Raw genomic sequence first — 24,509 nt, 5'->3', positions numbered from 1 at the left:
CAATGTCATTAAGTTAAGCTCAAAGACAAGAGCGGAAATAAAAATGGAATCCGAAACGGCATGGGAAAAAGCCCTGTGCCGTTTGTTTTTGGTGCAAGCAAGGAAAAAGCGTACAGCAAACAAAGCGGACGGAAGATCCGCTTAAAAAATGTTCATATGAAACGAATTATGCTACTCTATAGACGAAGCTAACAACTGATTTGTAGCGTATTTTGCGCGTATTCTGCTGCCCTGGGCGAACGGGGCGAATCGGCAAAATGTTTTTGCGGATCAGTGCTTCAACATCGGGCGGGGGTTCATCGTGCCGTGAGCGCAGGAAATGTCTAGAAACGTGAACGGCAACCGTGAAGTTGACTTGGTATGAGTGCCGTTTATCCATTTGGGAAATGACGACGTGTGAGGTCATCATTTCAGCGAAATTGTACATGATCATTCTTGCGAAAATCTCTTGGGTGATGGACTCTCGTCTCTTTGCGTGAAAATTCGTCAGACCGACAGTGTACTTTAATGCCCTGAAAGAGGTTTCAATGCCCCATCGCCTGTTATACATAGACTTGATTTCATCGGGTGGGAAATCAGCGGCAGAAAGATTCGTAATGACGGTCTCATAAGCGCCATGAGGCAGGACGAAACGAACAACCCGAAAGGTAATCGGGTAAAACAAGTTCTCATGCAAATCCAAAAAATCAAATGTAGACGTGGAAGGAACGAACTTGTACATCTCGGGATTAGCCTTGACCTCTTTGGTTTGTTTTTTGGTGAGTGTCAGATGAACGTCCCTATCAAACTCTCCGCTAGAGGGCAAACGCAAGCCCGAAAGAATACCATTGGAATCCAAATCCTTTACCCGTATGACATAGTTCCACCCTTTGCGTTCAAGGTGCGCGAAATTGTTGTAACTTTCATAACCTCTATCGGCAATAACAATGGTTTTGCCCTTGATGGGAGAACGGTCAACCATAGCAGCCAGCGCCCTTCCCTCGTTGCACAACCTTCGTGGTTGAACAATGGCATCCACGTACAGTCTGTTGCACAAGTCATAGGCAGCGTTCAAATGCAGAAGGCTATAGCCTTTCGTGTTCGGTTGACTTTGAAAATAGGTGTCCGTGTCCGCAGAGTCAGTTGCGATATGTAAATCCGAACCGTCAACGGCAAGTAATCGATACCCTCGGTAGTCCTTGATATCCGTATACGATTGCGTAAATGCGTGAAACAAGAATTCCACAGCAGACGGCAGGATTTTATTCCTCTGTTGGACAAAAGCGGAAGTGGTTGCGGTGTTTACGTTATAACCTTGGGATTCCAGGAGTTCCTTATATATGCTGTTGCCCCCCATGGAGATCAGGAGTTGCATCACCGTTTCAAAGGATAGCTTTTTCTTTCGGGTAAAATCTTTTTCAGGGTTTTTGACATAAGGTGCTGGTGCGGCTGCCATTTCTCGTATGAGGGATGTCAGCGTTTCTTTTAGCGAATTCGCGTACTCATTCATTGGCGTAACCTCCTCGTTTTTTCAAGGGGCTTCGCCACACATATCCATCTACCTGTTAAGTCTTGATTTTCTTTTGAAACAAAAAAAAGAGCGGGCTATCTTTTTGATAACCTGCTCTTGTGCTTGATTATGGTTTCCGCGCCTTATCTTAATGACATTGTCGGGCCGGAGGGCGCCTTTCATCGCATCGGTGATCGGGTGTCCCGAGCGGTGGATGACCTGGAGCCGCACATTCCCTTCCCCTTCGAGGGTGATGACGTTGCCGTCCTGCTTCATGCTTCCGAATTCGATGAAGTTGTTGAACCCGATGAAGCGGGCGACGAATTCGGTGGCCGGGTATTTGTAGATGTTGGCCGGGGCGTCCAATTGCTCGATGATGCCTTTGTTCATGATCGCCACCTTGTCCGAGATCGAGAAGCATTCCTCCTGATCATGCGAGACATAGACGGTCGTAATGCCAAGCTGCTTCTGAATGCGCCGGATCTCGACGCGCATGTTGACGCGCAGATTGGCGTCCAGGTTGCTGAGCGGCTCATCGAACAGCAGCAGATCCGGCTCGATGACGAGCGCGCGCGCAATCGCGACGCGCTGGCGCTGGCCGCCGGAGAGCTCGCCCGGGAATCGCTTCTCGAAGCCCTTCAGATTGACGATCTCCAGCATGGCGAGGACGCGCTTCCCGATCTCCGCCTTGTCGACCTTCCGCAGGCGCAGTCCGTAAGCGACATTGTCGAACACGGTCATATGCGGGAACAGCGCGTAGCTCTGGAAGACGAAGCCGAAGTTCCGCTTGTTCACCGGCATCTTCGTGTAATCCTTGCCCTTGAACATGAACTTGCCGTCCTTCGCCTCCAGGAAGCCGGCGATGAGACGGAGCGTCGTTGTCTTGCCGCAGCCCGAAGGGCCGAGCAGGGAGATAAGCTCCCCTTCCTGAATATTGAGCGAGAAATCTTTCAAAATCGTATTTTTTTCATAAGCTACCGCTATATGTTGCAGGGATAGGTATTCCATGGTCGTCAGGCCTCCGTTTATGCTAGTTATTTTTCGTGAAGTAGGAGAGTCCCATCAGGCGCTCGATCAAGAACATCAGCAGGGCCGTCACGACCATCAGCAGCACCGAGATGGCGGCAATGGTCGGATCGAAATAGTTCTCGACATAGGTCAGCATCTGGATCGGCAGCGTGCTGACCCCCGGTCCGGTCATGAACACCGAGATGTCGACGTTGTTGAACGATTCGAGGAAGGCGAGCAGCACGCCCGCGATCAGTCCCGAGCGGATATTCGGCAGCACGACCGTGAAGAAGGTCTTCAGGCGGCTGGCGCCCAGACTCATGGACGCTTCCTCGACCGCATAATCGAAGTTCGACAAGCTCGATGCGATGACGCGAATGATGAACGGCAGCATCAGCACGATATGCCCGATTAACAGGCTGGTGTAGATCGGCAGTTGGAACTGGACGACCAAATATTTCAGCATCGTGAAGCCGAGCACGACGCCCGGTATCAGGATGGGCGAGATGAAAATCGAATTCAGCAGCCCTTTGCCCCGGAAATGGAAGCGGCTGAGGGCATAAGCGGCGGGAACGCCGATGAGAAGCGCAATCAGGTTCCCCGCCAGGGCGACGACAATCGTCACCTTGAATGTCGTCATGAACATCTCGACGTCGAAAATATTGCGATACCAGCGGAAGGAGAACCCCTCCGGCGGAAATCTGAGCACGGAGCTGTCTCCGAACGACGTAGCCATAATGATAAGCAGCGGCCCAAGCAAAAAGAGAAAGACGAGAGCCGTAAACAGGGCGAGTCCGCGATGTGTGTCCTTCATGTTCGTTACCCCTTCGGATTCAATTTGCGCGCCAGTTGGTTCATCAATCCGATGATGATGAACGTGACGACAATCATCACTGTGGCGATAATGGATGCCATCGTCCAATCATTGAGCGTCATCGCGTTCTGATAGAGGAACGTGGCGATGACGCGCTGCTTTCCGCCGAGCAACTGAGGCGTCGTATAGGCCGTCAGGCTGCCGACAAAGACGAGAATGCTGCCGACGATGAGCCCGGGCACGCACAGCGGTACGATGATGCTCATGAAGCCTTTGAGGCGCGAGGCGCCCAGACTCTCGGAGGCGCGCAGCAGATCGCCGTCGATGTTCTCCATCACTCCGACGAGCGAGATGATCATGAGCGGCAAGAACAGATGGATCAGGCCAACCATCATGGCCGTCGGGGTGTACAATATTTTCAAGGGCTCATCAACAAGGCCGATGCCGGTAAGCAGGTTGTTGACGATCCCGTTTTTGCCGAGAATAACCATCCAACTGAACGAACGGACAATCGCGCTCGTCAGCATTGGGAACAGCGCCAGGGCCAGCAGGATGCCTTTGACCCGGGCCTTCTTTTTGGAAATGTAATAGGCCGTCGGGAACCCGATAAGGATGCAGGCGGCGGTTGTTACGAGGCTGACTTCCAGGGTCGTCAGCAAGATTTTCAAAATATACGGATCACCGAGCAGCTTGACATAGCCTTGAATCGTGAATTGCCCTTCATTGAAAAAGGTGGACCCGATCGTCAGAAAGATCGGAATAATCATAAAAACGGTAAGGAACAGAAGTCCCGGCAGCAGCAGCGGCCACAAAAATCGTTTTTTCATAGGTCGTGTTCTCCTGTTGTCTTGGCTTGTAATCCGCTAGGGGGCATAAAAAAGAGGGTGCGTATTCCAGCAGCCCTCCCTACCTTCTATACATCCCGGCCTACTCGATCTCCCGGTTCCAGCGGTCGATCCATTCGGCCATCTCCTGATTCACCTTGCGCAAATCCAATGTCTTCAGGTTCTCGACGACGTCTGCGCCATAGGTCAGGCCTGCGGCTTGCTCTTCCGTCAAGGTGACGAGCTTGTTGGTCGGGGAATCGACCCGATCGAGCGCATTGGCTTGCTGCACCTCCTGGCTCAGATGCCAGTCGATGAATTTCTCGGCCAATTCCTTATTTTTCGATCCTTTGACAATGTTGACCGTGTTGAGCAGCGCATACGCGCCTTCCTTCGGCGTCACGAACTTGGCCGACGGCACGGCCTCCGACACGCTGCCGTAGAACGTATCCTGCATCGGCGCGATCACGACCTCGCCCTGCGCGAACATGTTCACGAGATCGGCCGACTTGGAGTAATATTTCACGACGCCCGGATTAATCTCTTTCAGTGCCTTGAACGCCGCGTCGGCGGCCATATCCATGCTGCCTCCATGCTTGGCGGCCATATCGATCAGCATCGGGCCGGTCGTAATCGTAATATTCGGCAGCGCGAGCTTGTTCTGGAACGCCGGCTTCCACAAATCCTCCCAGGATTCCACCGGCTCCTTCACCTCATCCGCGTTATAGGCGAGGCCGAGCTGCGCGACCGTGTGGGCCGGGCCGTAGTCTTGGCCAAGCGGGGCCTTGGCGATATCGTACAGGTTGTCGATATTCGGGATGTTCTTGCGATCGATTTTCTCGAATAGCCCTTCCTCGATGCCCTGCAGCGCGTAATAGTCGGACAAGTAGATCAGGTCGACCTTCGAGCTGCCTTGGCGGATTTTGTTGAGGCGGTCAGTGTTATTGCCAATCTCGGTGACGATCTTGACATTGTATTTCTTCTCGAACGGCTCATACAGGTTCTTCTTCATTGCATCTTCGGCAAATCCCCATGTCGAGATGACCAATTCCGTCGGCTTGTCCTTGCCTCCTTCGGCATTGTCGCTGCCGGAGCAGGCTGCGAGCAGCGTGCCCAGGGCAAGTAGCATAGCGAGAGTCGTTGCGAGTTTTTTCATGAAGTCAGTTCCTCCTGGATGCGAGTCTTGGATGAAGCCGATGATCGGCTGGTATAACGTCTGCTGCACGGACGGTGCCGCAAGCATGCCGCCGGTGCGCTGAATCTATTTAGTGTCCGCCCATGAACACGTAGCGGAGAATGACGAGGACGAACAAAATCCACATCAGCCAATGAATTTTATATTTCTGCTCGCCTTTGCCGAATACGTTCGCGACGAAGGCCAGCAGCACGTAGCCGAGAATGCCGAAGGAGATTCCGTTCGCGATGCTGTACGTGAACGGCATGAACGTAATCGTCATGAACGCCGGAATGCCGATAACGAGGTCATTGAAGTTGATCTCGCGCACGGCTTGCATCATCAGGACGCCGACGACAATCAGCGCCGCCGCCGTGGCCGGTCCCGGAATGAGGGCGATGGCCGGCGCCAGGAACAGCGAGAACAGGAAGCAGATGCCCGTCGTGACCGAAGTCAACCCGGTGCGTCCGCCGGCCGCTACCCCGGCCGAGCTCTCGACGAAGGCCGTCACGGTGCTTGTGCCGAGGACGGCGCCGCCGCCGACCGCGATGGAATCGACGAACATGGCCTTGCCGACGCGCTTGTTGCCTTCTTCGCGGTTCTTCATGAAGCCCGCGCGGTTCGCCGTGCCGACCAATGTTCCGAACGTATCGAACAATTCAACGAAGGTAAAGGTCAAAATAATCGATACAATGCCGACGCCCATAATGCCGGCGAAGTCGAATTCGAACACCGTCATTTGCGTCAAGTCAGGCACCCATTGAGCGCCCTGCAGCGAGCTGAAATCAATCAATCCCATCGGAATGGCAATCAAGGCCGTCCCGATGATGCCGAACAAAATCGCGCCCGGCACGTTCAAAATCATCAATACCGAAATGAGCGCCAGCCCGATAATCGTGAGCAGCACGTTCGGGTCGGTGAAGCTTCCGAGTCCGAAGACGGTCTCGAAGCCTTGCAGCGGCGTAAATACGCCCTTGGGCACGTCGTTCACCGCTTCGACGGATACCGACAGCAGGCCGCTGTTCTTCAAGCCGACAATCGTAATGAACAATCCGATACCGACGGTAATCGCATGCTTCAACGCGTCAGGCACGGCTTCCAGCAGCTTCTGCCGAATATGCGTAACCGTCAGCAGGAAGAACACGATCCCGGAAATGAAGACGGCGGTCAAGGCCATCTGCCATGTAATCGGGTGGTCCGAGCCGGCTGTCGATACGATAACCGTGGCGAAATAGGCGTTAAGCCCCATCCCCGGCGCCAGCGCGACCGGAAAGTTGACGAAAATCCCCATCGCAATCGTGAAAATTCCAGCGGCAATCGCAGTCGCGAGAAAGACTGGATACCATTCCATGCCCGTCTTGCCGAAAGCGGTCAATATGTTCGGATTGACGGCCAAAATATATGCCATCGTCATGAAGGTCGTAATCCCTGCCATTATTTCCGTTCTTACCGTCGACCCTTGCTCCTTAATTTTGAAGAAGCGATCCATGCGTTTACATCCTCCCCATGAACTGAATAATCTCTCTGTTCCGAGTAACCTGATCCCGCACTTCCCGCTTCCGCAGCACCTTCCCTCGAAAGGGACAAAAAAAGAACTCAGGAGATTCTCCCGAGTTCCGGCTGTAAGGTCGGCAAACTGCACCCGTTATTCGCCTGATCGCTGCGCCCATCCCTTGTCAATGGGAAAGCGCGCTGCGGGCAGGCAGGGCAGATCGTTCGGACAGACGCATGCGCAGTCCGGTGCCAAAATCCTTCGTAGCCAGATCATTTACGGTGATCTCGTAGAAACTCCCGGGCCAATTCCCGGGATTATACGAAAAAGAGCACGTATGAGGTTACGTACTCATTGTAAAGCTTGCACTCGAATTTTGTCAACGGTAAATCCGAACATTAATATGCCAACAATATAATTTGTTCGTGTTTTTATGTGAACGGGTGTAAATAAAAACGCCCTTGCCGCCACCGCGACAAGAACGTTCGCTTCCGCTAAAAGCACGCCCCTGGCAAGAAGCCCTGGGGAGCCGTTCATAATAAGCTTATCGATAAGTTCCCGTTACAAAAATTTTGCCTTTGTCGAATACAGGCGTCTTGCCTTCGATCCGGATGCTCTTCATTCCGCCGATATCCACGGAGATATCCTGGACTTTGTCCTGTCCCGACAGCTTGACATGCTTGAGCACCGTATCGTTGTCGTCGTATACTTTGACATTGATTTCGCCTTCTACATCGAGCACGAATACTTTCAAGTCCAGCTTCTGATATTTATTCTGCGGCTGGAGCTCGAACGACTTCTCCGCCGAGTTCAGATCATCGAGCACGACGCCCGAACCGTAATCGACTCCGCCCTGTACCGTATATTGCTTGTCTTTCGTCGACATCGCGGAGTAGCTGAGCTTGATCTTTTCGGAAATGATCGGTACCGTGGTTGATTTCTCACCCAGATAAATCATCTGGTTCTTGGCATCATACTCGACGGCCGTGCCCAGCGCATCGGCTACCGCCCTCACCGGAAGATAGGTGGTTCCGCCGTACATAATCGGCGCCAGCTTATTGCCGGCGCTGTCCTGGGCCTTCCATTCCTTGCCGTTCACCTGGAACTTGATGGACCAGTTGAGCTGCGCGCTAATCTTCTCCAATACCGGTGCGGCGCTGACGCCGGCGACAACGCCGAACGCCATCGCAGCCGCCGTAATCGTCACTATTGCTGTCTTTTTCATAACATGAGGCCTCCCTTGTCAATTCGTTTTCCGAATTCCCTTTTTGTTATCCATATGTATCCTTCTCAGCATATCGTTGGGCGCAATTTGCTTCAATTCTTAGCTAATAATCTGGTTCCGCAGTCATAGGAAAATGCTCCAATCGGCGGTGCGCGCCATCTCTGACTCCAACCTCTGAAGCATTCTTCTCGAACCAGGAAGCATCCCATTTCCGCACGAAAATGGAAAAAAAGCCTTCGTTCCACATGGAACGAAGGCGTATGCCATTGCCTTGCCTGCCTCTTACTCCCACTCGATAGTCGCCGGCGGCTTCGACGTGATGTCGTAGACAATCCGGTTGACGTTGTCGACCTCGTTCACGATCCGGACCGAGATTTTCTCGAGAATATCCCACGGAATGCGCGCCCAATCGGCGGTCATGCCGTCAATGGACGTAACCGCACGAATGCCGACCGTGTACGAATACGTACGGGCGTCACCCATGACGCCGACGCTCTTCATGTCCGGCAACGCGGTGAAATATTGCCAAATCTCGTTATCGAGTCCCGCCTTGGCAATCTCGTCACGCAGAATCGCATCCGATTCGCGAACGATCTTCAGCTTCTCCTCCGTCACTTCGCCAAGCACGCGAATCGCGAGCCCCGGTCCCGGGAACGGCTGGCGCCATACGATGGCGCGCGGCAGGCCCAACTCTTCGCCGACCTTGCGCACTTCGTCCTTGAACAACGCGTTCAACGGCTCGATCAGCTTGAACTTCATATCTTCCGGCAAGCCGCCCACATTGTGGTGAGACTTGATCGTCTGCGCGGTCGCCGTTCCGCTCTCTACGATATCGGTGTACAGCGTGCCCTGCGCCAGGAAATCGAACTCGCCCAGCTTCGCCGACTCTTCATCGAAGCAATAGATGAACTCATTGCCGATAATCTTCCGCTTCCGCTCCGGATCGGATACGCCGGCCAGCTTGCCCAAGAAGCGCTCGCGCGCGTCGATCTTGACCACATGCATGTCGAACTTGCCGACGAACGTCTCCATGACGCCTTCGGCTTCATCCTTGCGGAGCAGGCCGTGATCGATGAACATGCACGTCAGCTGATCGCCGATGGCGCGGTGAATCAGAGCCGCGACGACAGAGGAATCGACCCCGCCGCTCAAGGCGCACAGCACCTTCTTGTCGCCGACCGTCTCGCGAATCTCGCGAACCTTCTCCTCGATGAACGATTCCATTGTCCAGTCGCCGTGACAGCCGCACACCTCATACAGGAAGTTTTTGATCATCTCGTTGCCATGTACCGAATGGCGCACTTCCGGATGGAATTGCACCGCATAGAAGCGCTTCTCCGGGTGGCTCATGGCCGCAATCGGCGCATGCTCCGTGCCGGCATCGACGCGGAAGCCTTCCGGCAGCTCGACGACCAGATCCGTATGGCTCATCCATACCGTCTGGTTCGGCTCGAGGTTGCCGACAAGGCCGCATCCCGGCTGGAAGACGACTTCGGCCTTGCCGTATTCGCGCTTGCCTGCGCGTTCGACCTTGCCTTTCAATTGATGGGACATCATCTGCATTCCATAGCATATGCCGAGAATCGGAACGCCCAATTCATAGACGCCCTCATCCACCAGCGGCGAGTTCTCCTCGTATACGCTGGCAGGGCCGCCGGAGAACACGATCCCTTTCGGGTTCAGTTCCTTGATCTTGTCCACGGGGGTATTGTAAGGAATGAGCTCGCTGTATACCCCCAAGTCCCGAATACGGCGCGCGATAAGCTGGTTGTACTGTCCTCCGAAATCAAGGACGACGATCATTTCATGTGGCTTTGTCATTGCCGTGCCTCCCAAACCATATTGCTCATAATTATAACGAACCGACAAAAGCCGAGTCAATCCGCAATGCCGCCGCGAAAGCGCTCACTTTTTTGTTTCGCGCGATATTCGTGCGGAGTAATTCCTTCCAACTCCTTAAAAACGCGGGTAAATTGCTTGACATGCTCGTATCCGACGCGGCGGCTGATGTCCGCAATTTTGCGGTCCGTCTCCGCCAGCATCCGCTTCGCTTCCTCCAGCCGCACCTTTTTGACATAGTTCACGAAGCTGTCTCCGGTATGCAGTTTGAACGCCTCGCTGAAATACGTATAGCTGAGCGAGACATGATTCGACACCATCGCCATCGTCAGCGGCTGGCCGTAGTGTTCCCGAATATAGCGGATCGCCTCCTTCATCTCTTCCCGCTCCGAATGCGCCCGGCGCACGTCGGACACATAGCGGCTCCTTGCCGTCAATCGTATCGTAGGTGACGCCCTTCTCGCCCAGGAACATATCCTTCTGCCCTTCCTCGCTGATGAGATAGCTGAGAAAGCGGATGGCGCGTGCCTTATCCTTCACATCCTTCGAGATGAGCGTCACCGTCCATCCGGAGATGGCCGGGCCGGACAAGGTCGGCGGATCCAGCTTGGAATTGGCCGGGCCGTCGATCGCGATATAGACCGAGTCCGGATCCTTCTCGTACAAGGCCGCTTCCTGCGCGGCGAAGTCAGAGCGCTGGTACATCATCGCGAAGTAGCGGCCCTGCGCGATCTTCTCTTCCATCTGCGGCCGCTTGTCGATGAAGATATCCTTCGCGAGCAGCCCCATCTCGTTCGCCTGGCGGAACGTCTTCAGCCAGGCCGTATATTCCGGATCGGAGGTGCGGTCGTACAGCTTGCCGTCCTTCTCCATCGGAATGGCCAGGAAGTTCTGCAAATACCCTTCGAACGTGTAATTGCCGAATTCCGTGAATTCATGAACCCCGATCGGAATCAGCGGCTGTCCGTTGACTTCCGGGAACTTCTCCTTCGCCGCCTTCAGGGCGTTCAGGAAGCCTTCCGGCGTCCGCATGTCCGGCTTGCCGAGCGCTTCATACATGTCTTTGCGCACGACGAAGGTCTGGTTCGATACATATTGATCCCCGAACTTCTGGAAGTCCTTCGGCGAGGATGACGCGTTCGGATAGACGTATGTCTTGCCGTCCGGCTGGCGGTACCAGGACAGCTTCGCCGGGTCGGCCGCCTTCAGGAAGTACGGATCATACTGCTCCGCCAGTTCGTCCAGCGGCAGGACAAGGCCGCCATCGACCATCAGCTTGACGGCATCCTCCCACCAGCCGAGCGTGATGAAGTCGGGAAGCTTGCCGGAGGCGATCATCGTGTTCAGCTTCTCGTTCTCATTGCCTGCCGGCACGATGAAGTTGATGTCGACCCCGGTTTTTTTCGTAATATATTGAGATGTCGGATCAACCCCCCATTTGTTCGGGAACCAGGAGAAGTTCAAGTACCAGTCGAACGTAATCGGCGAAGTGTCCGCCTCCAGCCCGGTTCATCCGGAGACAGCTTCTGATCCGCCGCCTGCCCCTCCTTCGGCGCGCCGCTGCCCTGATCGGCCGTGTCCGGCCCCTTGGAGGCGCAGCCGCCCAGAACCGTCAGCGCCATCGCCAGGATGCTCACCCATAACAGAAGTCGACTGCCGCGCTTGCGCATTGTATCTACCCCTTTTTTTCAAAATATCGTACTTGTTCAAAAAACCGGGTCCTGCACGGCCTCTGCCTATTGGTTGATTCAGCTTTCATCGTTGATTAGTCGTTGATTCAGCTCTAGCCGCCGGTTCAGCCCTTAATCGAGCCGATCATGAACCCCTTGACGAAATACTTCTGCAGGAACGGATACACGATGACGATCGGCAGCGTCGTCACGACCATCGTCGCCAGCTTCAGCGATTGCGAGGTGACCGTCTTCGTGATGCCGCTCGGAGCCGCCGCCAGCATCTGGTTCGAGGAGGCTTGGGCGACGACGCGGTACAGGAAGGTCTGAATCGGCTGCAGATCGGTATGGTTCATGTAGATCATGCCGGTGAAGTAATCATTCCATTGATAGACGCCCTGAAAGAGCGCGATCGTCGCGATGACCGGCATCGAGACCGTGAGGACGACGCGAACGAAGATCGAGAAATCGCCCGCCCCGTCTATCTTGGCCGCTTCTTGAAGCCCGGCCGGAATCTCCCGGAAGAACGTCATGAAGATAATCAGATGAAAAAAATTGAACATCGCCGGAATGATATAGACCAGGAAGTTGTCCAGCAGCCCGATGTCGCGAATCCATAAGTAGTAAGGAATCAGCCCGCTGCTGAAAAACATGGTGAACGTCCCGAGCAAAATATAGATCTTGCCGCCGATCAGATCTTTGCGGGAGAACGCATAGGCGACCATCGCCGTAAAAAAGACATGCGTGGCCGTGCCGATGACCGTCTTGGCCACCGTTATGAGCATCGCCTGCATAATGCCGGGATTCGAGAAGACGGCGGCATAGTTCGAGACGCTGAATTGGCGCGGCCACCAATAGATGCCGCCCCGCATCGCATCGGTGCCGTCATTGAACGAATTGACGAGCACATACCAGATCGGATACAGCGTCAGGAAGCAGATGAACAGCATCATGACGATATTGACCGCGTCGAACGCCTTCTCGCCGGCCCGCCGCGGCGCGCGTGGAGATGACATGGATTTTCACCGCCTTCTGTCACGGGAATGTGTCGCTAGAATAAAGAAGTGTCATTGATTTTGCGCGAAGCATAATTCGCCAGCAGCAGCAGGAAGAAGGCAACAACCGACTTCATCAGATTGACCGCTGTCGCATAGGAGTACCGCCCGGACACGATGCCGGTCTGGTAGACGAAAATGTCGATCACATTGCTGGCGCTCTCGTTCAGCGAGTTGCGCAGCACCAGAATCTGCTCGAAGTTGGAATTGAGCACGCCGCTGACGGCGAGAATAAGCAGGATCGCAATCGTTGCTTTGATGCCCGGCAGAGTGACGTACCGCATCTTCTGAAAGCGCCCCGCGCCGTCGATGGTCGCGGCCTCATACAATTCCGGCGAGACGCCGGAAATGGCCGCCAAATAAATAATCGCGGACCAGCCGAGCTCCTTCCAAATGTCGGAGGCGATAAGAATCGACCAGAAATAATCCGGCTCCGCCAGGAAGTTCGCTGGCTCCCGGATTAGCTTCAACCCGAGCAAAATGTTGTTGATCACCCCGACATCGGACAGCCAGGTCGCCAGGATGCCCCCCAAAATGACCCACGACAGGAAATGGGGCAAATAAGAGATCGTCTGCACGGCCCGCTTGAAACGGAACGAGCGCAGCTCGTTCAGGAACAAGGCGAATAGAATCGGCAGCGGGAAGCCGATCAGCAGCTTGAGCAAGCTGATGCCGAGCGTGTTGGATAGGACATTCCACAGATCGTCGTTCTCCAGGAACTCCCGGAAATGATCCAGTCCGACCCAGGGCGCTTCGGCGATCGGCCGAACGATGTTAAAATTTTTGAAGGCAATGATAATGCCGTACATCGGGATATAGTTGAACACAATCATCCATGCCACGCCCAGGAGCGCCATCAACTGCAGTGTTCTCTGGGCCCCAAGCTTTTTCAGCCATTGGCGCCAACGTGAGGGGGGAATCTCGGGTGCGAGATGCCTTTCCGTCCCCGAAGCGGGCGATTCAACGAAAGCACGCGTTTCTATGATGTCGACCTCCTCTCTTTGGCCTCAGGCCTGTTTGTTGTAAGCACTTTCAACCCTCAATTGCTATTGTAAATCGGATTCCTATCGTCCATAAGGGCTCATATTTCGTATTGAGGGGCTGGTTTTTCGGATCTGGGGAAGGGGAAAAGAAAAAAGCAGGCCGCGAACGAAATCGCAACCTGCCTCCGGGGCATAATCAAAACCCGTGTAAGAGGTCGAGCAAAATAAGCCATGCAACAACAAATGCAAATGTGCCAGCAATGTAACATGAGATTTCCCTTGCTTTGTTTTCTTTCTTGAGCCGCAGAATAATTCCCTCATTGATAACGCCGAGAGAGATGCAGTTCAGCATCATGCCCATATACATCGATTTGTTCTCTTTGCTAAAAATCGCTGCCCCTCCTAAGAGAATAACCCCGACAATAATCAGATATTTGACAATGACATATCTATTTCGCGCAGCAGGCAAGATCCTGCCTCCCCCCTGATTCAAACTTTTCACCGGACAGTTGCAGCAGTCATTTACAATGATACCAAAATGAAGAATATAGAGGAATGCAGCATATCCTTATACCCATATTAAAAAGATCCGGCACGAATGCCGGACCTCCCATGTACCATGCAGGGGCAATATTTTTTATCTGATCCAAAGTGATTACTTCCGCTGGGCTATGATTTTGTCCGAAATCCGTCTACGAAGATACTCTTGCATGAGTCGATCGCGCTCTTTACGCTCCTCTTTGTTTTGCGGGGGGATTGCGAGAACTCCATTTCCCGCCTCAGACAGTTTTTCAAAAACATCCACCATTTCTTTGCTATCACTGGTCATTATGAATCACCCTCCCCGAAGTATTGGTTTACCAATTTTTTGGCCGCGCTAGTCTCTATGGTCATCAAATGCCCATCAATCCTTGCTGCTCCCAACTTCTCTTGATAGTGTTTAAACAGTTTAGTCTTTGAGGTAAACGCGATTACTCCCTCAAATCCACGTTCAAAACTGACCTTACAAGCAAAAGCGAATAAATGAGCCCCTACCCCAATAAAAACCTGGGAAGCAGACCCAATATTCCATGGAGCACTTTCGACAAGGAAAACGTCGATATAACCCTGTGCAACCTCTAAGCTGACAAGTCCCTGAATTTCATCGGAACCAACAACCATCAGCTTGTAAACAAGGCGGTTCGGTGCACAGTATTCCTTCTTCCAATCGAAATTAACCCAACCTTGCTTCTCCGTCAATTGCTTGAGGTCGGAATACTTCAACGGTTCAATGTTCGTCTTATATTCCTCGCCAGTTTCCCTGTGAATTAAACATGGGGTCAGTTCGTCAATGAGCGCTTCAATTTTCTCACGATTCATTTTCGCGGTTCCTCCCTTTAGTATAACATAAAAAGGAAGCACCTGATGATAAGCCAAGAGCTTATCATCAGGTGCTTCCTCGTTTCTCCCTACTTGATTCGGGTTCAAATCTACCAATTTGAATCAGAAAACATCTTTTTCGTAACAATCCTTTTCATCGTATCTTTGCCTGCCTCACACTCACAGAACCCCATCATCCCCTGCCGACGGACTCCCCTTCCACAAGCGTCACGTAAATCCGTTCATGCTCGACCTTTTCCCCGGAAATAATTTTGATGAGCTGCTCCGCGGCCAGCGCGCCCCATTTATGCTTGGAATAATCGATCGTGGCGAGACGCGGCTGCATGTAACGCGTCAGCTCGATATTGTCGAAGCCGATGACATGGATATGCTCGCCGATCCGGTACTCGGTATCGGCCAGCCGGTCGCACAGTCCGATCGCCATGTCGTCATTGAGGCAGAAGACGGCGGCCGGCCCCGTATATTCCTGGATAATTTGCTCTGCGGCACGCTCCCCGCCGCTTTTCTTGAAATTGCCCGGAATCTCGATCCATTCCACATCCTCGGCCCGGTTCGCGACCAGCTTCACGGCCTTCATCCGCTGATTGGAATCGTACGAGCCCTCGGGGCCTGTCACGACATAAATTTTCTTATGACCCCGCTCAACCAAATATTCCGTCGCCAGCGTCGCTCCCGCCTTGTTGTCCAGCAGCACCTGATTGATATTCGGATGATCCAGCTCCCGGTCCAGCACGACGATGCGGTGATTGCGGTCCGCGTATTGAATCAGTTCTTCGCTTGAGAATGTCTGGTCCAAAATAATGGCGCCGTCGATCATCCGCTCGGGGAGCATGCGATGGGACTGCTTGCCGCTGCACACGATCAGATCATAGCCCTGCGCGTTGCAGACTTCCTTCATTCCGTCGAGAAGCTCTCCGTATACATCCCCCTTGAAGTCCGTTAAGAACACGCCTACAATCCTGGACTCCCTCTTCTTCAATGTTCTTGCGGCAGCATTGGGCACATAGTTCAGTTCTCTGGCAATCGCCAAAATTTTAGCGCTTGTCTCGTCCGTCACTTTACTGCTGCCGTTAAGAGCATAAGATACCGTTGAAATCGAAACTCCGGCTTTTTTAGCGATATCCTTGATACTAACCACTTGTCCTCGCTCCTCCGTTGGTTCACCAGTCCTTCAATGCATCAATAATGAACGGTAATGTTAAACCTATTGTAGCATCGGCAGCGCCGCCACTACATAAAGATCTCGACTACGTTCCGATCCGGCTTCATCTCGGCCTCAAAGACATCCTTCGCCACGCGCAGGCCGCCCTGGCGATACGGATTGGATACCCGATCGGCATTCAGCGGCTTCCCGTTCATCACGACACGGCTGACCGCTCCATCCGCAATGCGATAAATAAAGGTCACCTTCGCCCCGGCGAAGCGGAAGTCGAACCGCATCCCGTCCAACCCGGCCGGAAGCACCGGATCGATCACGAGATCGCCGTTGTCCTGCCGGATGCCAAGCGCGTTGGAGATGAGCTGGTTCATATAGATTCCCGGTCCGCTGGAGTAGATTCTCCAGCCTCCCTTCACCGGAATCTCCCCTCCGCGCAGCGCGTCGATACGGGCCTGCGCCTCGTATCTCGTATTGAATTTGCCGTCGGAGCTGCTGAAGTAGGCATTGCTCTGGCGGAGCTCCGCGTTCGGCACGACCTCATGAATGCCGACCGGATTAATCATCTCCAATCCGTTCCATACATCGTCCGCATGTCCCAGCTTCGCCATCGCTTCCACATAGCGGATATGTGCATGCACATATTGCAGCCCGACCTCGCGTCCGAAGTTGGCCGCCTGTTCCGCCCGCTTGAAATGCGTGCTCACGCCGCCCGCGTATTGGGCCGGACGGTTCATCAGACGGACGCCGTCCGGGAAGAACAGCTTGTCCTTAATGAGGCGGTAATTGGCCTCGGCCTGCTCCGGCTCGACCAATTCCGCGATAATGCTGCGCGTCATCGGCAGCAGCCGGAATTGGATGCCGGTGTCCGTATCCGTCGGATGCAGCATCCGCTTCACATGCTCCGGATCCTCCATATAGAGGAAGCCCGGAATCACCTTCGTGTCCAGCATATACCGGTTGTAGTCCCGCTCGATGCCGGACGCCATCTCCCGCAGCTCGGCCGCAAGCGCTTGATCCGCCGGAAGCAGCGCGCGAGAGAGCTGGTTCAGCGCCTGGTACGTCAGCGCGACGGTCCAGCTGCTGACCATATACTTCTTCAGCTGCGCATTCGCCGGCTGGAGCGTGTCGTCCCAGTCCCCGTCTCCGTACGAGGACAGGTACGTATCATGCAAGAAATGAGTGCGGATATAATCGATTTCCTTGGCCGCATGCTCCAGTATCGTCGCCGTCCGCTCGGTGAAATCGAACCGGCGCTTGATGGTATAGGGAACCTTTTCCTCCAAAATACTGTAATCCCGGGTAGCCGTCAAATAATCTCCCAAAACTTTCAGCGGCCAGACAATAATGTCGCCGTGGCTCTCCTCCTGCTGGATGGCGAAATAGTTGTCGAACATGAACCATTGCGGCCAGTTGCCGTCGTCTTCATATTGATGGGAATAGACCATCTTCAAAATATCCCGCACCTGCTCGTATTTCTGCGTCGCCATGAAATATTCGACCGGTCCCTGACACACGTCCCGGGTTCCCCAGGCCGCGCCGCCATACTGCTCCAGCCCATGCGGAACCGCATAGTGGACAAGCATGTTATGCGTGTACCACCAAGCGAGGGCGTTCACCTTGAAAAGCTCCTCCGCGCTCTCGCCGCCGCGCGACAGCCGGAATCCGTTCATCGTCTCTCTGAAAAATTCGCGGTAGTCCGCAATCTCTTCCTCCATGCCGCGCGAAGCCCGGGCAGGCTCCTCTCCGTCCAGCCGCCCTTGAATCGTCAGCGTCCATTCCGGGCTCGCGCCCAGCTCCAGCGTCACGAGGGAAGCGTCGCCGGGACGGATGCCGTCGGCCAGCGCCGTCTCGTCGCCGACAGCGACATCCGCGCCATCCACCCACATGCGGTACTGCAGCTTCGGGTAGACGCCCGCGCTAAGCGAAGCGGGATCCGCGGAGAAAATCAGCTTGCCCTGGTCATTGGCCATCTGCACCGGCAGTTCATACTCATTGACATGCATCGTGACCTGATTGGTCACGAGATAACGGTACGGCTTGCCGCTCTCCGCGCGCACATGCAGGCGCACCTCCGGCGAATCCGCCGCCGTGAAGTTCGTAATGATAAACATGTCGTCTTCCGTCTTGTAATACCACCGTGCATAGTTGAATCCGAGTTCGAACAGCGATGGCATCGTCAGCAGCCGGTATGTGCCTTCCCGTTCCACGTAAATGCGCTGCCCGGCCGTCTTCGGCACGTTGAGGGGATTGCGGGCGTTGCTCATCATTTTGTTGAAATTCGTGTTCCCGACCACCACATGGGAATTGAACAGCCCGTACATATAGGAAGTGGTCGTCAGGACTTCGGCGCCCAGCTTCACGCTGCGGCCGCTCATCAAAATATGCCCGTGCGGGCGCTCGACAAGCAGTTCCTTCTCCTTTAGCACGATATGCTCATACGTGTCCGTGAAGAAGGCCAGCAGCCGCCCTTGCCCGTCGCGCTCCTCCTGGCGAGTTCGGGGGAACCGCGCCTTCACTTCCTCCTCCTTCAAGGAGAGGGTGCGAAGCGGCTCGCCAATCGCCGGCTTCAGGCGGACCGGAGGCAGCTCGCGCAGCGGCGACGCCGCGTCTGCGGCGGCAAGATAGACCTCCCAGGCCGCTTGTACCTCATCGCCATATTCCAGCTCCGTCACGGCGGCCGCATGATCCGGCTTGAAGAGGCCATAGAATACGAAGCGGGCTTCCCCGCTGAGCCGCACCGGCTGCGATTGAAGCGCCGTATAAGCGAATTCGTACTGATAGATAGCATTGGCCAGCTTGGCTTGGCTTAGGGCTGCCGGGACATTGGTCTCCTTATAGGAGCGGCCGAAAAATTGGAACCCGTCCGTCGAAAATCCGGCCGCGCCGGTCAGCGCGCCCTGCTGAACGTACGGGAACGCCCCGCCCTGCGGCTGGTTCTGGCGCGAGCAGACGACATACCCCTTCGCCTCGTCCTCGAATACGACGTGGTCGATATATTGCGACAGATACGCTTCATTGTTGCGCACGGCGCCGGGATCGGCGACGCCGATATCCTGGCCGTAGATGACGTCGATCACTACGCCGTCACCGCGCGCCTCGACGTCCCAGAACCAGACGCCCTGCTTCGTCGGCGCGAACGTCACCCGATACGCGACGCCTTCGGCCGCGCCCTCCCAGACGAGACGGCCTTCGCCGGCGCGAACCGAGCTCCCGGAATGAACGCCGAGCAGCGGGCAGGACCGGATGCCGGATTCCCCATGAATCCGGAGATACAGGTTGTTCAAGGACCCGTCAAGCGGGCTTGCCATCAGTTGATTGATCATTGTCCGGCCGCTTACGGCCTGGTACAGATCCCCGCTCTCCCAAAAGGTAAAGCGCAGATCGCCGGCTAGAACCTCAAGTTTGGACGTCTTGGATGCCGCTATCGTTGTCATGTGTGTGTCATTCCTCCCAGCTCTTGCATCGTCAATTGCGTTTCATCTATTGCGAATATTGCGAAAATATCTAATTCTCCATTAAATATGGAAAGCGGACGGCAGGCTCCGTCAGTTGGACCGGACCAGCTTGAACGTCTGCTCCGCCGTGTCCCGGCTGTTCGGCCCGACATAGACGCGGAACGTCCCCGGATCGCTGGCGCAGCGGAGATCGGAATGATGGTACCGCAGCTGCTCCTCGGTCACGGTAAAGGTCACGGTCTCGCTCTCGCCCGGCGCCAGCTCCACCTTCGCATAGCCCTTCAGCTCGCGAACCGGACGAACGACGTCGCCGGCGACATCGCGGATATAGAGCTGCACCGTCTCCACCCCGTCTCTTGTGCCCGTGTTCGTCACCCGGACGCTCACGCGGAGCGGCTGCTCCGGCGTCATCTCGCTGCCGGAGAGCGTTACCTCGCCGTATTCGAACGTCGTATAGGACAAGCCGAAGCCGAACGGAAGCAGCGGCTCATTCGGGCAGTCGATATACTTCGACACATAGCGTTCTTCCGTCTTGGCCGGATCGATAGGCCGTCCGGTATTCACCCGCTTCACCAGCTCAAGCTGCGCTTCCGGCAGACGAATGTCCGTCCGGGAGCCGCCTTCTCCGCTCATGGCGGATTCCTCGCCGAGAGCCAGCACGACGATATCGGCGCCCCGGGCCGCGGCCAGCGCCGCCTCGCATTGCTCCGGCGTCATGCGGCCGATGCCGCAGCCGGGCACGATCTCCAGCAGCCCGTCCTGCATCCGCTCGGCCAGGGCGTCGCCCAGCTTGACGGCGTCTTCCTTCACGCCGACGCAGGACCACCAGCCCAGAATATCTTCGCTGTTGGCGAACGGCCCGATAAGCGCCGCCTTGGCCCCCGGCCGCAGCGGAAGCACGCCGTCGTTTTTGAGCAGCACGCATGATTTGGCCGCCAGCTCGTAGGACACCTGTCGATGCTCTTCGCAGAAGAGCACCTCGCGTTCCCGCTCCGGATCCGCCCCGCGCAGCGGATTGTCGAACAGCCCCAGCTTCTCCTTCAACCGCAAAATCCGGAGCACGGCTTCGTCAATGAGCCCTTCGTCGACCAGACCGCTCCGCACGAGCTCCGGCAGATGCCGGACATAGCACGGGGTCATCATCTCGATATCGACGCCCGCGCGAATGGCCCGGTACGCCGCTTCGCGATCATCCTCGGCCGCGCCGTGGGCGATCATTTCCCGAATCGACGCCCAGTCGGAGATGACGACGCCGTCGAAGCCCCATTCCTCGCGCAGGATGCCGCGCATCAGCTTCTCATTTCCGGTGGCCGGAATGCCGTCGACGGTGTTGAAGGAGGTCATCACCATTTCGCAGCCCTCGTCCAGTGCCGCTTGGTAGGCCGGCAAATATGATTCGCGCAGCTGGCGCTCCGACATGTCGACTGTATTGTAGTCGCGTCCGCCCTCCGGCGCGCCGTAAGCGGCGAAATGCTTGACGCAGGCCGCGAGGCGGCCGGTGTCCTCCTTCAGATTGCCGCCCTGGTAGCCGCGAACGAATGCGCGCGCGAAGAGGCTGTTCAGATACGGATCTTCCCCGGTCGTCTCCATCACTCTTCCCCAACGCGGATCGCGCACGAGATCCACCATCGGCGCGAAGGTGACATGGATGCCCGCCGCCGCCGATTCTTTGGCGGCCACCGCCGCGCTCTTCTCCGCCAGGTCCACGTCCCAGGAGCAGCCGATCGCGAGCGGAATCGGAAATATCGTCTTGAACCCGTGCACGACATCCGCCATGAACAGCAGCGGAATGCCGAGCCGGCTTTTGCTTAAATAGGATCTCTGCACGTCAATGACCGCTTGCGCGCCCGACAGTCCGAGCACGGATCCGCTGGCGGTGACCATCGATTCCGTGATTCCCATCTCTTCCATTGGACCGGTAACTTGTCCTTCACTCGCTGCGCCTTCATGAAAATGAGCCGTAAGCTGCAGCAATTGCGCGACTTTCTCTTCCAACGTCATTTGCCGCAGCAGGGCGGTTAACTGCTGATTGTCCATATTCGTTCCTCCATTGCTTCCTTATATAAGGACGTGTTCATTTTTGCTTCCAGAGTGTAATCGGTGTTCAACCTTGAATCACTGGCAGATTCCTTCTCCTTTCTCAGGAACATGCATAACCGGAATGATAGAGATACGATCATCGGCGTCCAGCGATCCCGTTCATGCGGCGAGGGGAACCCTCCGCCGCGGAGTTATGCACATTCCTCATTCAGAAGAGCTGGACGGTGAAGCGAAGAACCCGGCTGCATGGGACTATCCTGCATACCGGGTTCCATCGACTCGGACCGCTGGCGAACGCCTCAGGCCAACTTCACTTGCAGCTACATGCGTATTTCTTATTGTTTGTTCAGTTCATCCAGAACCGGTTGGACAAGCGGCATTTTGCTGTCCACCCATTTCTTCCAGTTCGCTTCCAGATCGCCGTTTTGCAGAATCAGGTTCGTGTATTCCGACTCATAGTTGAAGGTCGCCTGATTTTTCGCTTTGGAATCGTACAGTTGAACCGTCCGATCGTACTCGGCCAGCTTGCCGCCTTCTTTGCCGAGCTTGGCTTTGTTCTGATAGTGAAGGATCGCTCTGTCGCGGTACTCCTTCTTGATCGCCGGGTTGATCATGCTGAAGTCGTCGCCCAAAAGGTACAGCCCCTCGAAGCGGCTTGGATATTTGTCTTCCAGAGACGTGCCTTCCGGCAGCAGGCTGACGAGTTCTTGGTTGTCGCCATACTTCCAATCCTTGCCTTCGAAGCCCATGTTGAGCAGCATTTGTCCTTCTTTGGACGTCGAATAGTCGAGCAGGTCCATGATGCGCTCGAATTTCTCCTCGCTAATGTTCGGCGAGAAAATAAGCGCGGACCAGAAATTGACTTGCTCCAGGTTGCGGTATTTGCCGTCGTCGCCAAGCACGATCGCGGTGTGAACGACATCGTCGCTCTCCACGCCGAGATTTTTCTTCATGGCCTTATCCACGTCTTGTCTGTACGATGCCAGACCGCCAAGGCTCGTAATCGCGGCGGTGCCCTTCACCCGGAAATTGTCGCTGCCTTCGCTGTTCTTCCACGTATAGAACTCCGGATTAAGCAGCCCTTCTTTGTATGCCTTCTGCATCAGCTTCAGACCGGTCAGCGTTTCCGGATCGGCAGGCCCCCAATGGTATTTGCCGTCCTCGCCTTTGTAGAACGCGGACTCGACGCGGGAGTGCTCGCTGTTCGGCATGATGATATTCGTCAGCGCATCGCCGGCGTTATAAGAGATCGGCACCAGGTTCGATCCGACCTTGCCCGGATCCTTCTCCTTCACCAGCTTGGCGAACTCCATCAGCTCGCTGGTCGTGTATACGTCCTTCAATTCGAAGCCGACCGCTTCCGCCCAGTCCTTGCGCATCGCGATAACGCCGATCTGGTTGACGAGGGGATCGGCAGGCTTATTCTCGTAGTAGACCGGCCGCGGCAGGATATAGGTGCCGCCTGTCAGCTCTTCCAGCTTCTCGCCCAGGCCCGTCAGCTTGTAAGCCGCGGCCACGTTCGGCCAGCGTTCCTTCCAGTCATCCGGGAACTTGTAGAGAAGCCCTTGGTCGATATAGTTCATCGCATCGCCGTGAATGTAGTTCCAGGTCGCGACGTCAGGCAGGTCGCCGGAGTTGATCCACAGCCGCAGCTTCTCGCCCCAGGAATCCCATTCGATGAAGTTGTAGTCCCAGTCGATGTTGAACTTGTCCATCCAGAACTTGTGGAACTCATTGTCGAGCTGGCCGTCTTTGAGCTGAATCGTGCTCGCCACGGAAATGGTCAGCTTGTCCTTGTAGCTTCCGTCGCCATCCTTCTCATTGCCGCCTTGCGCCTCCTGCTTCGAGCAAGCAGTCACCATCAGCATGACCACGCATAAGGCGATGGCCAGAACAGATTTTACCGACAGCTTTTTGTTCGTTTCCATTTCATGTCTCCCCCGTGATTTTAGATTTTTATTGAAAAATCCAGCTACCTCTATACGTATGAATCAGGTCTTGATAGCCCCTGTTAACACCCCTTTTGCGAAATGCTTTTGCAGCATCGGGAAGAAGCACATAATCGGCACCATCGTCACGAAGACCGCAGCCATTTTCATCCCCGTTGAAAAAGCTTGCTTGCCGACCGCATCGACGCTGGAAGCGTTCGAGGCGTTGGTTTGCGATTCGACAATGATCGTTCGCAATACGTTCTGCAGCGGGAGCTGATCCGCCTTGCGCAGGAAAATCATCGCGTCGTACCAGCTGTTCCAGTAGGCGACGCCGTAGAAGAGCGTAATGGTCGCCATAATCGGCGCCGCCAGCGGCAGGACGACGGAGAACAGGATTCTCCATTCGCCCGCTCCGTCCAATCTTGCCGATTCCATCAGCGATTCAGGCAGGCTCTGGAAGTAGTTCATCATCAATATCATGTTGAAGGCGCTGAAGCTGCCTGCCAGGATGACGGACCACAGCGTGCCTGTCAGATGGAGCGATTTCATAATCAGATAGAGCGGCACGATGCCGCCGTTGAAGATCATCGTGAACAGCACGAGGAAGAAGATAATCTTCTTGCCCGGGAACTTGCTTCTGCTGAGCGCGTAGGCCATGCTGCTCGTCAGGAACAGGCTGAGCGGCAAGCCTACGATAAGCAGCTTAAGCGTATTCCAGTACCCCGTCAAAATGCTTCCGTCCTCGAACAAAGCCTTGTAGGAAGCCAAGGTCGGATTTCTCGGGAACATCATCAGCGGATTATCGGCATATTCCTTCGGCGTCGAGAAGGAAATCATAATCACATTCCAGAACGGAATCAAAATCAATAAGGCGAATATCAGCAGCAGGAAGAAAATCACGTAATCGAGCGCCGTCATTTTTCCTATGCGGAACTTATGCTGCTTCTTGGCAGCTGTCTTGCTCATCCCTT

At 55.1% G+C, this 24,509-nt stretch carries 18 protein-coding genes, 2 pseudogenes and 1 riboswitch; all 20 genes and pseudogenes read right to left on the bottom strand.

Going from position 1 to position 24,509, the window contains the following annotated elements:
* Positions 1 to 166 precede the first annotated feature (166 nt).
* The 20 genes and pseudogenes from ABD76_RS17195 to ABD76_RS17100 all read right to left on the bottom strand — a co-directional run bounded on the left by ABD76_RS17195 (position 167) and on the right by ABD76_RS17100 (position 24,504).
* Positions 167 to 1,489, bottom strand: coding sequence for an IS4 family transposase (locus ABD76_RS17195; RefSeq protein ID WP_197257525.1), 1,323 nt, complete (start codon positions 1,487 to 1,489; stop codon positions 167 to 169).
* A 281-nt stretch (positions 1,490 to 1,770) separates the two neighbouring features.
* Positions 1,771 to 2,497, bottom strand: a pseudogene (locus ABD76_RS17190) (ABC transporter ATP-binding protein); the annotation flags it as partial.
* 22 nt (positions 2,498 to 2,519) lie between these two features.
* Positions 2,520 to 3,311 (bottom strand): ABC transporter permease, encoded by a 792-nt coding sequence (locus tag ABD76_RS17185; protein ID WP_197258448.1) that lies wholly within the window; start codon positions 3,309 to 3,311, stop codon positions 2,520 to 2,522.
* A gap of 5 nt (positions 3,312 to 3,316) precedes the next feature.
* Positions 3,317 to 4,138 carry an ABC transporter permease gene (locus ABD76_RS17180; RefSeq protein ID WP_197258447.1) on the bottom strand — a complete coding sequence of 274 codons (822 nt, stop codon included), beginning with the start codon at positions 4,136 to 4,138 and terminating at the stop codon, positions 3,317 to 3,319.
* Positions 4,139 to 4,238: 100 nt separating this feature from the next.
* On the bottom strand, positions 4,239 to 5,291 hold the full coding sequence (locus tag ABD76_RS17175) for an ABC transporter substrate-binding protein (RefSeq protein ID WP_197258446.1): 1,053 nt from the start codon (positions 5,289 to 5,291) through the stop codon (positions 4,239 to 4,241).
* Positions 5,292 to 5,400: 109 nt separating this feature from the next.
* A complete protein-coding gene (locus tag ABD76_RS17170; RefSeq protein ID WP_197258445.1) occupies positions 5,401 to 6,798 on the bottom strand; it encodes an NCS2 family permease in 1,398 nt (465 codons plus the stop codon).
* A 247-nt stretch (positions 6,799 to 7,045) separates the two neighbouring features.
* Positions 7,046 to 7,146: riboswitch (purine riboswitch) on the bottom strand.
* Between the two features lie 199 nt (positions 7,147 to 7,345).
* Entirely contained in the window at positions 7,346 to 8,026 is a 681-nt protein-coding gene (locus ABD76_RS17165) for a stalk domain-containing protein (RefSeq protein ID WP_197258444.1), read from the bottom strand.
* 282 nt (positions 8,027 to 8,308) lie between these two features.
* Positions 8,309 to 9,847 (bottom strand): glutamine-hydrolyzing GMP synthase, encoded by a 1,539-nt coding sequence (guaA, locus tag ABD76_RS17160; RefSeq protein WP_197258443.1) that lies wholly within the window; start codon positions 9,845 to 9,847, stop codon positions 8,309 to 8,311.
* Between the two features lie 56 nt (positions 9,848 to 9,903).
* Positions 9,904 to 10,185, bottom strand: coding sequence for a helix-turn-helix transcriptional regulator (locus tag ABD76_RS17155; protein WP_242069616.1), 282 nt, complete (start codon positions 10,183 to 10,185; stop codon positions 9,904 to 9,906).
* Positions 10,186 to 10,288: 103 nt separating this feature from the next.
* A pseudogene (locus tag ABD76_RS17150) lies at positions 10,289 to 11,535 on the bottom strand (extracellular solute-binding protein); the annotation flags it as partial.
* 125 nt (positions 11,536 to 11,660) lie between these two features.
* Positions 11,661 to 12,551: a carbohydrate ABC transporter permease gene (locus ABD76_RS17145; protein ID WP_197258441.1), complete on the bottom strand. Its 891-nt coding sequence runs from the start codon at positions 12,549 to 12,551 to the stop codon at positions 11,661 to 11,663.
* 35 nt (positions 12,552 to 12,586) lie between these two features.
* The gene (locus ABD76_RS17140; RefSeq protein WP_338125129.1) at positions 12,587 to 13,510 is read right to left on the bottom strand and encodes an ABC transporter permease; all 924 of its coding nucleotides are present in this window, start codon (positions 13,508 to 13,510) and stop codon (positions 12,587 to 12,589) included.
* 259 nt (positions 13,511 to 13,769) lie between these two features.
* Positions 13,770 to 14,042, bottom strand: a complete 273-nt coding sequence (locus tag ABD76_RS17135; RefSeq protein ID WP_197258440.1) for a hypothetical protein — start codon at positions 14,040 to 14,042, stop codon at positions 13,770 to 13,772.
* A 186-nt stretch (positions 14,043 to 14,228) separates the two neighbouring features.
* Positions 14,229 to 14,402 carry a hypothetical protein gene (locus ABD76_RS17130; protein WP_197258439.1) on the bottom strand — a complete coding sequence of 58 codons (174 nt, stop codon included), beginning with the start codon at positions 14,400 to 14,402 and terminating at the stop codon, positions 14,229 to 14,231.
* Positions 14,402 to 14,932, bottom strand: coding sequence for a hypothetical protein (locus ABD76_RS17125; RefSeq protein WP_197258438.1), 531 nt, complete (start codon positions 14,930 to 14,932; stop codon positions 14,402 to 14,404). The genes ABD76_RS17130 and ABD76_RS17125 overlap by 1 nt, the downstream gene beginning before the upstream one ends.
* Before the next feature lie 193 nt (positions 14,933 to 15,125).
* A complete protein-coding gene (locus tag ABD76_RS17120; protein ID WP_197258437.1) occupies positions 15,126 to 16,091 on the bottom strand; it encodes a substrate-binding domain-containing protein in 966 nt (321 codons plus the stop codon).
* A gap of 92 nt (positions 16,092 to 16,183) precedes the next feature.
* Positions 16,184 to 19,546, bottom strand: coding sequence for a GH36-type glycosyl hydrolase domain-containing protein (locus ABD76_RS17115; RefSeq protein ID WP_197258436.1), 3,363 nt, complete (start codon positions 19,544 to 19,546; stop codon positions 16,184 to 16,186).
* A gap of 111 nt (positions 19,547 to 19,657) precedes the next feature.
* Positions 19,658 to 21,604, bottom strand: a complete 1,947-nt coding sequence (locus ABD76_RS17110) for a glycoside hydrolase family 3 N-terminal domain-containing protein (protein ID WP_197258435.1) — start codon at positions 21,602 to 21,604, stop codon at positions 19,658 to 19,660.
* 338 nt (positions 21,605 to 21,942) lie between these two features.
* The gene (locus ABD76_RS17105; protein ID WP_197258434.1) at positions 21,943 to 23,535 is read right to left on the bottom strand and encodes an extracellular solute-binding protein; all 1,593 of its coding nucleotides are present in this window, start codon (positions 23,533 to 23,535) and stop codon (positions 21,943 to 21,945) included.
* 63 nt (positions 23,536 to 23,598) lie between these two features.
* Complete coding sequence (locus tag ABD76_RS17100; protein WP_197258433.1) at positions 23,599 to 24,504, bottom strand: carbohydrate ABC transporter permease; 906 nt, start codon at positions 24,502 to 24,504, stop codon at positions 23,599 to 23,601.
* Between the last annotated feature and the right edge of the window lie 5 nt (positions 24,505 to 24,509).

The organism is Paenibacillus dendritiformis (assembly GCF_015845845.1).
In the GTDB taxonomy this organism is placed as follows: Bacteria; Bacillota; Bacilli; order Paenibacillales; family Paenibacillaceae; genus Paenibacillus_B; species Paenibacillus_B dendritiformis_C.
The sequence above is the reverse complement of the archived record's forward strand: the minus strand, read 5'-3'. Positions and strand labels throughout refer to the sequence as shown.

Coding starts and splice junctions, on each gene's coding strand:
- ABD76_RS17115 (WP_197258436.1), bottom strand. CDS start 19,546: ATGACAACGATAGCGGCATCCAAGACGTCCAAACTTGAGGTTCTAGCC.
- ABD76_RS17185 (WP_197258448.1), bottom strand. CDS start 3,311: ATGAAGGACACACATCGCGGACTCGCCCTGTTTACGGCTCTCGTCTTT.
- ABD76_RS17195 (WP_197257525.1), bottom strand. CDS start 1,489: ATGAATGAGTACGCGAATTCGCTAAAAGAAACGCTGACATCCCTCATA.
- ABD76_RS17145 (WP_197258441.1), bottom strand. CDS start 12,551: ATGTCATCTCCACGCGCGCCGCGGCGGGCCGGCGAGAAGGCGTTCGAC.
- ABD76_RS17180 (WP_197258447.1), bottom strand. CDS start 4,138: ATGAAAAAACGATTTTTGTGGCCGCTGCTGCTGCCGGGACTTCTGTTC.
- ABD76_RS17105 (WP_197258434.1), bottom strand. CDS start 23,535: ATGGAAACGAACAAAAAGCTGTCGGTAAAATCTGTTCTGGCCATCGCC.
- ABD76_RS17175 (WP_197258446.1), bottom strand. CDS start 5,291: ATGAAAAAACTCGCAACGACTCTCGCTATGCTACTTGCCCTGGGCACG.
- ABD76_RS17125 (WP_197258438.1), bottom strand. CDS start 14,932: ATGAATCGTGAGAAAATTGAAGCGCTCATTGACGAACTGACCCCATGT.
- ABD76_RS17155 (WP_242069616.1), bottom strand. CDS start 10,185: ATGGTGTCGAATCATGTCTCGCTCAGCTATACGTATTTCAGCGAGGCG.
- ABD76_RS17170 (WP_197258445.1), bottom strand. CDS start 6,798: ATGGATCGCTTCTTCAAAATTAAGGAGCAAGGGTCGACGGTAAGAACG.
- ABD76_RS17100 (WP_197258433.1), bottom strand. CDS start 24,504: ATGAGCAAGACAGCTGCCAAGAAGCAGCATAAGTTCCGCATAGGAAAA.
- guaA (WP_197258443.1), bottom strand. CDS start 9,847: ATGACAAAGCCACATGAAATGATCGTCGTCCTTGATTTCGGAGGACAG.
- ABD76_RS17165 (WP_197258444.1), bottom strand. CDS start 8,026: ATGAAAAAGACAGCAATAGTGACGATTACGGCGGCTGCGATGGCGTTC.
- ABD76_RS17110 (WP_197258435.1), bottom strand. CDS start 21,604: ATGGACAATCAGCAGTTAACCGCCCTGCTGCGGCAAATGACGTTGGAA.
- ABD76_RS17130 (WP_197258439.1), bottom strand. CDS start 14,402: ATGACCAGTGATAGCAAAGAAATGGTGGATGTTTTTGAAAAACTGTCT.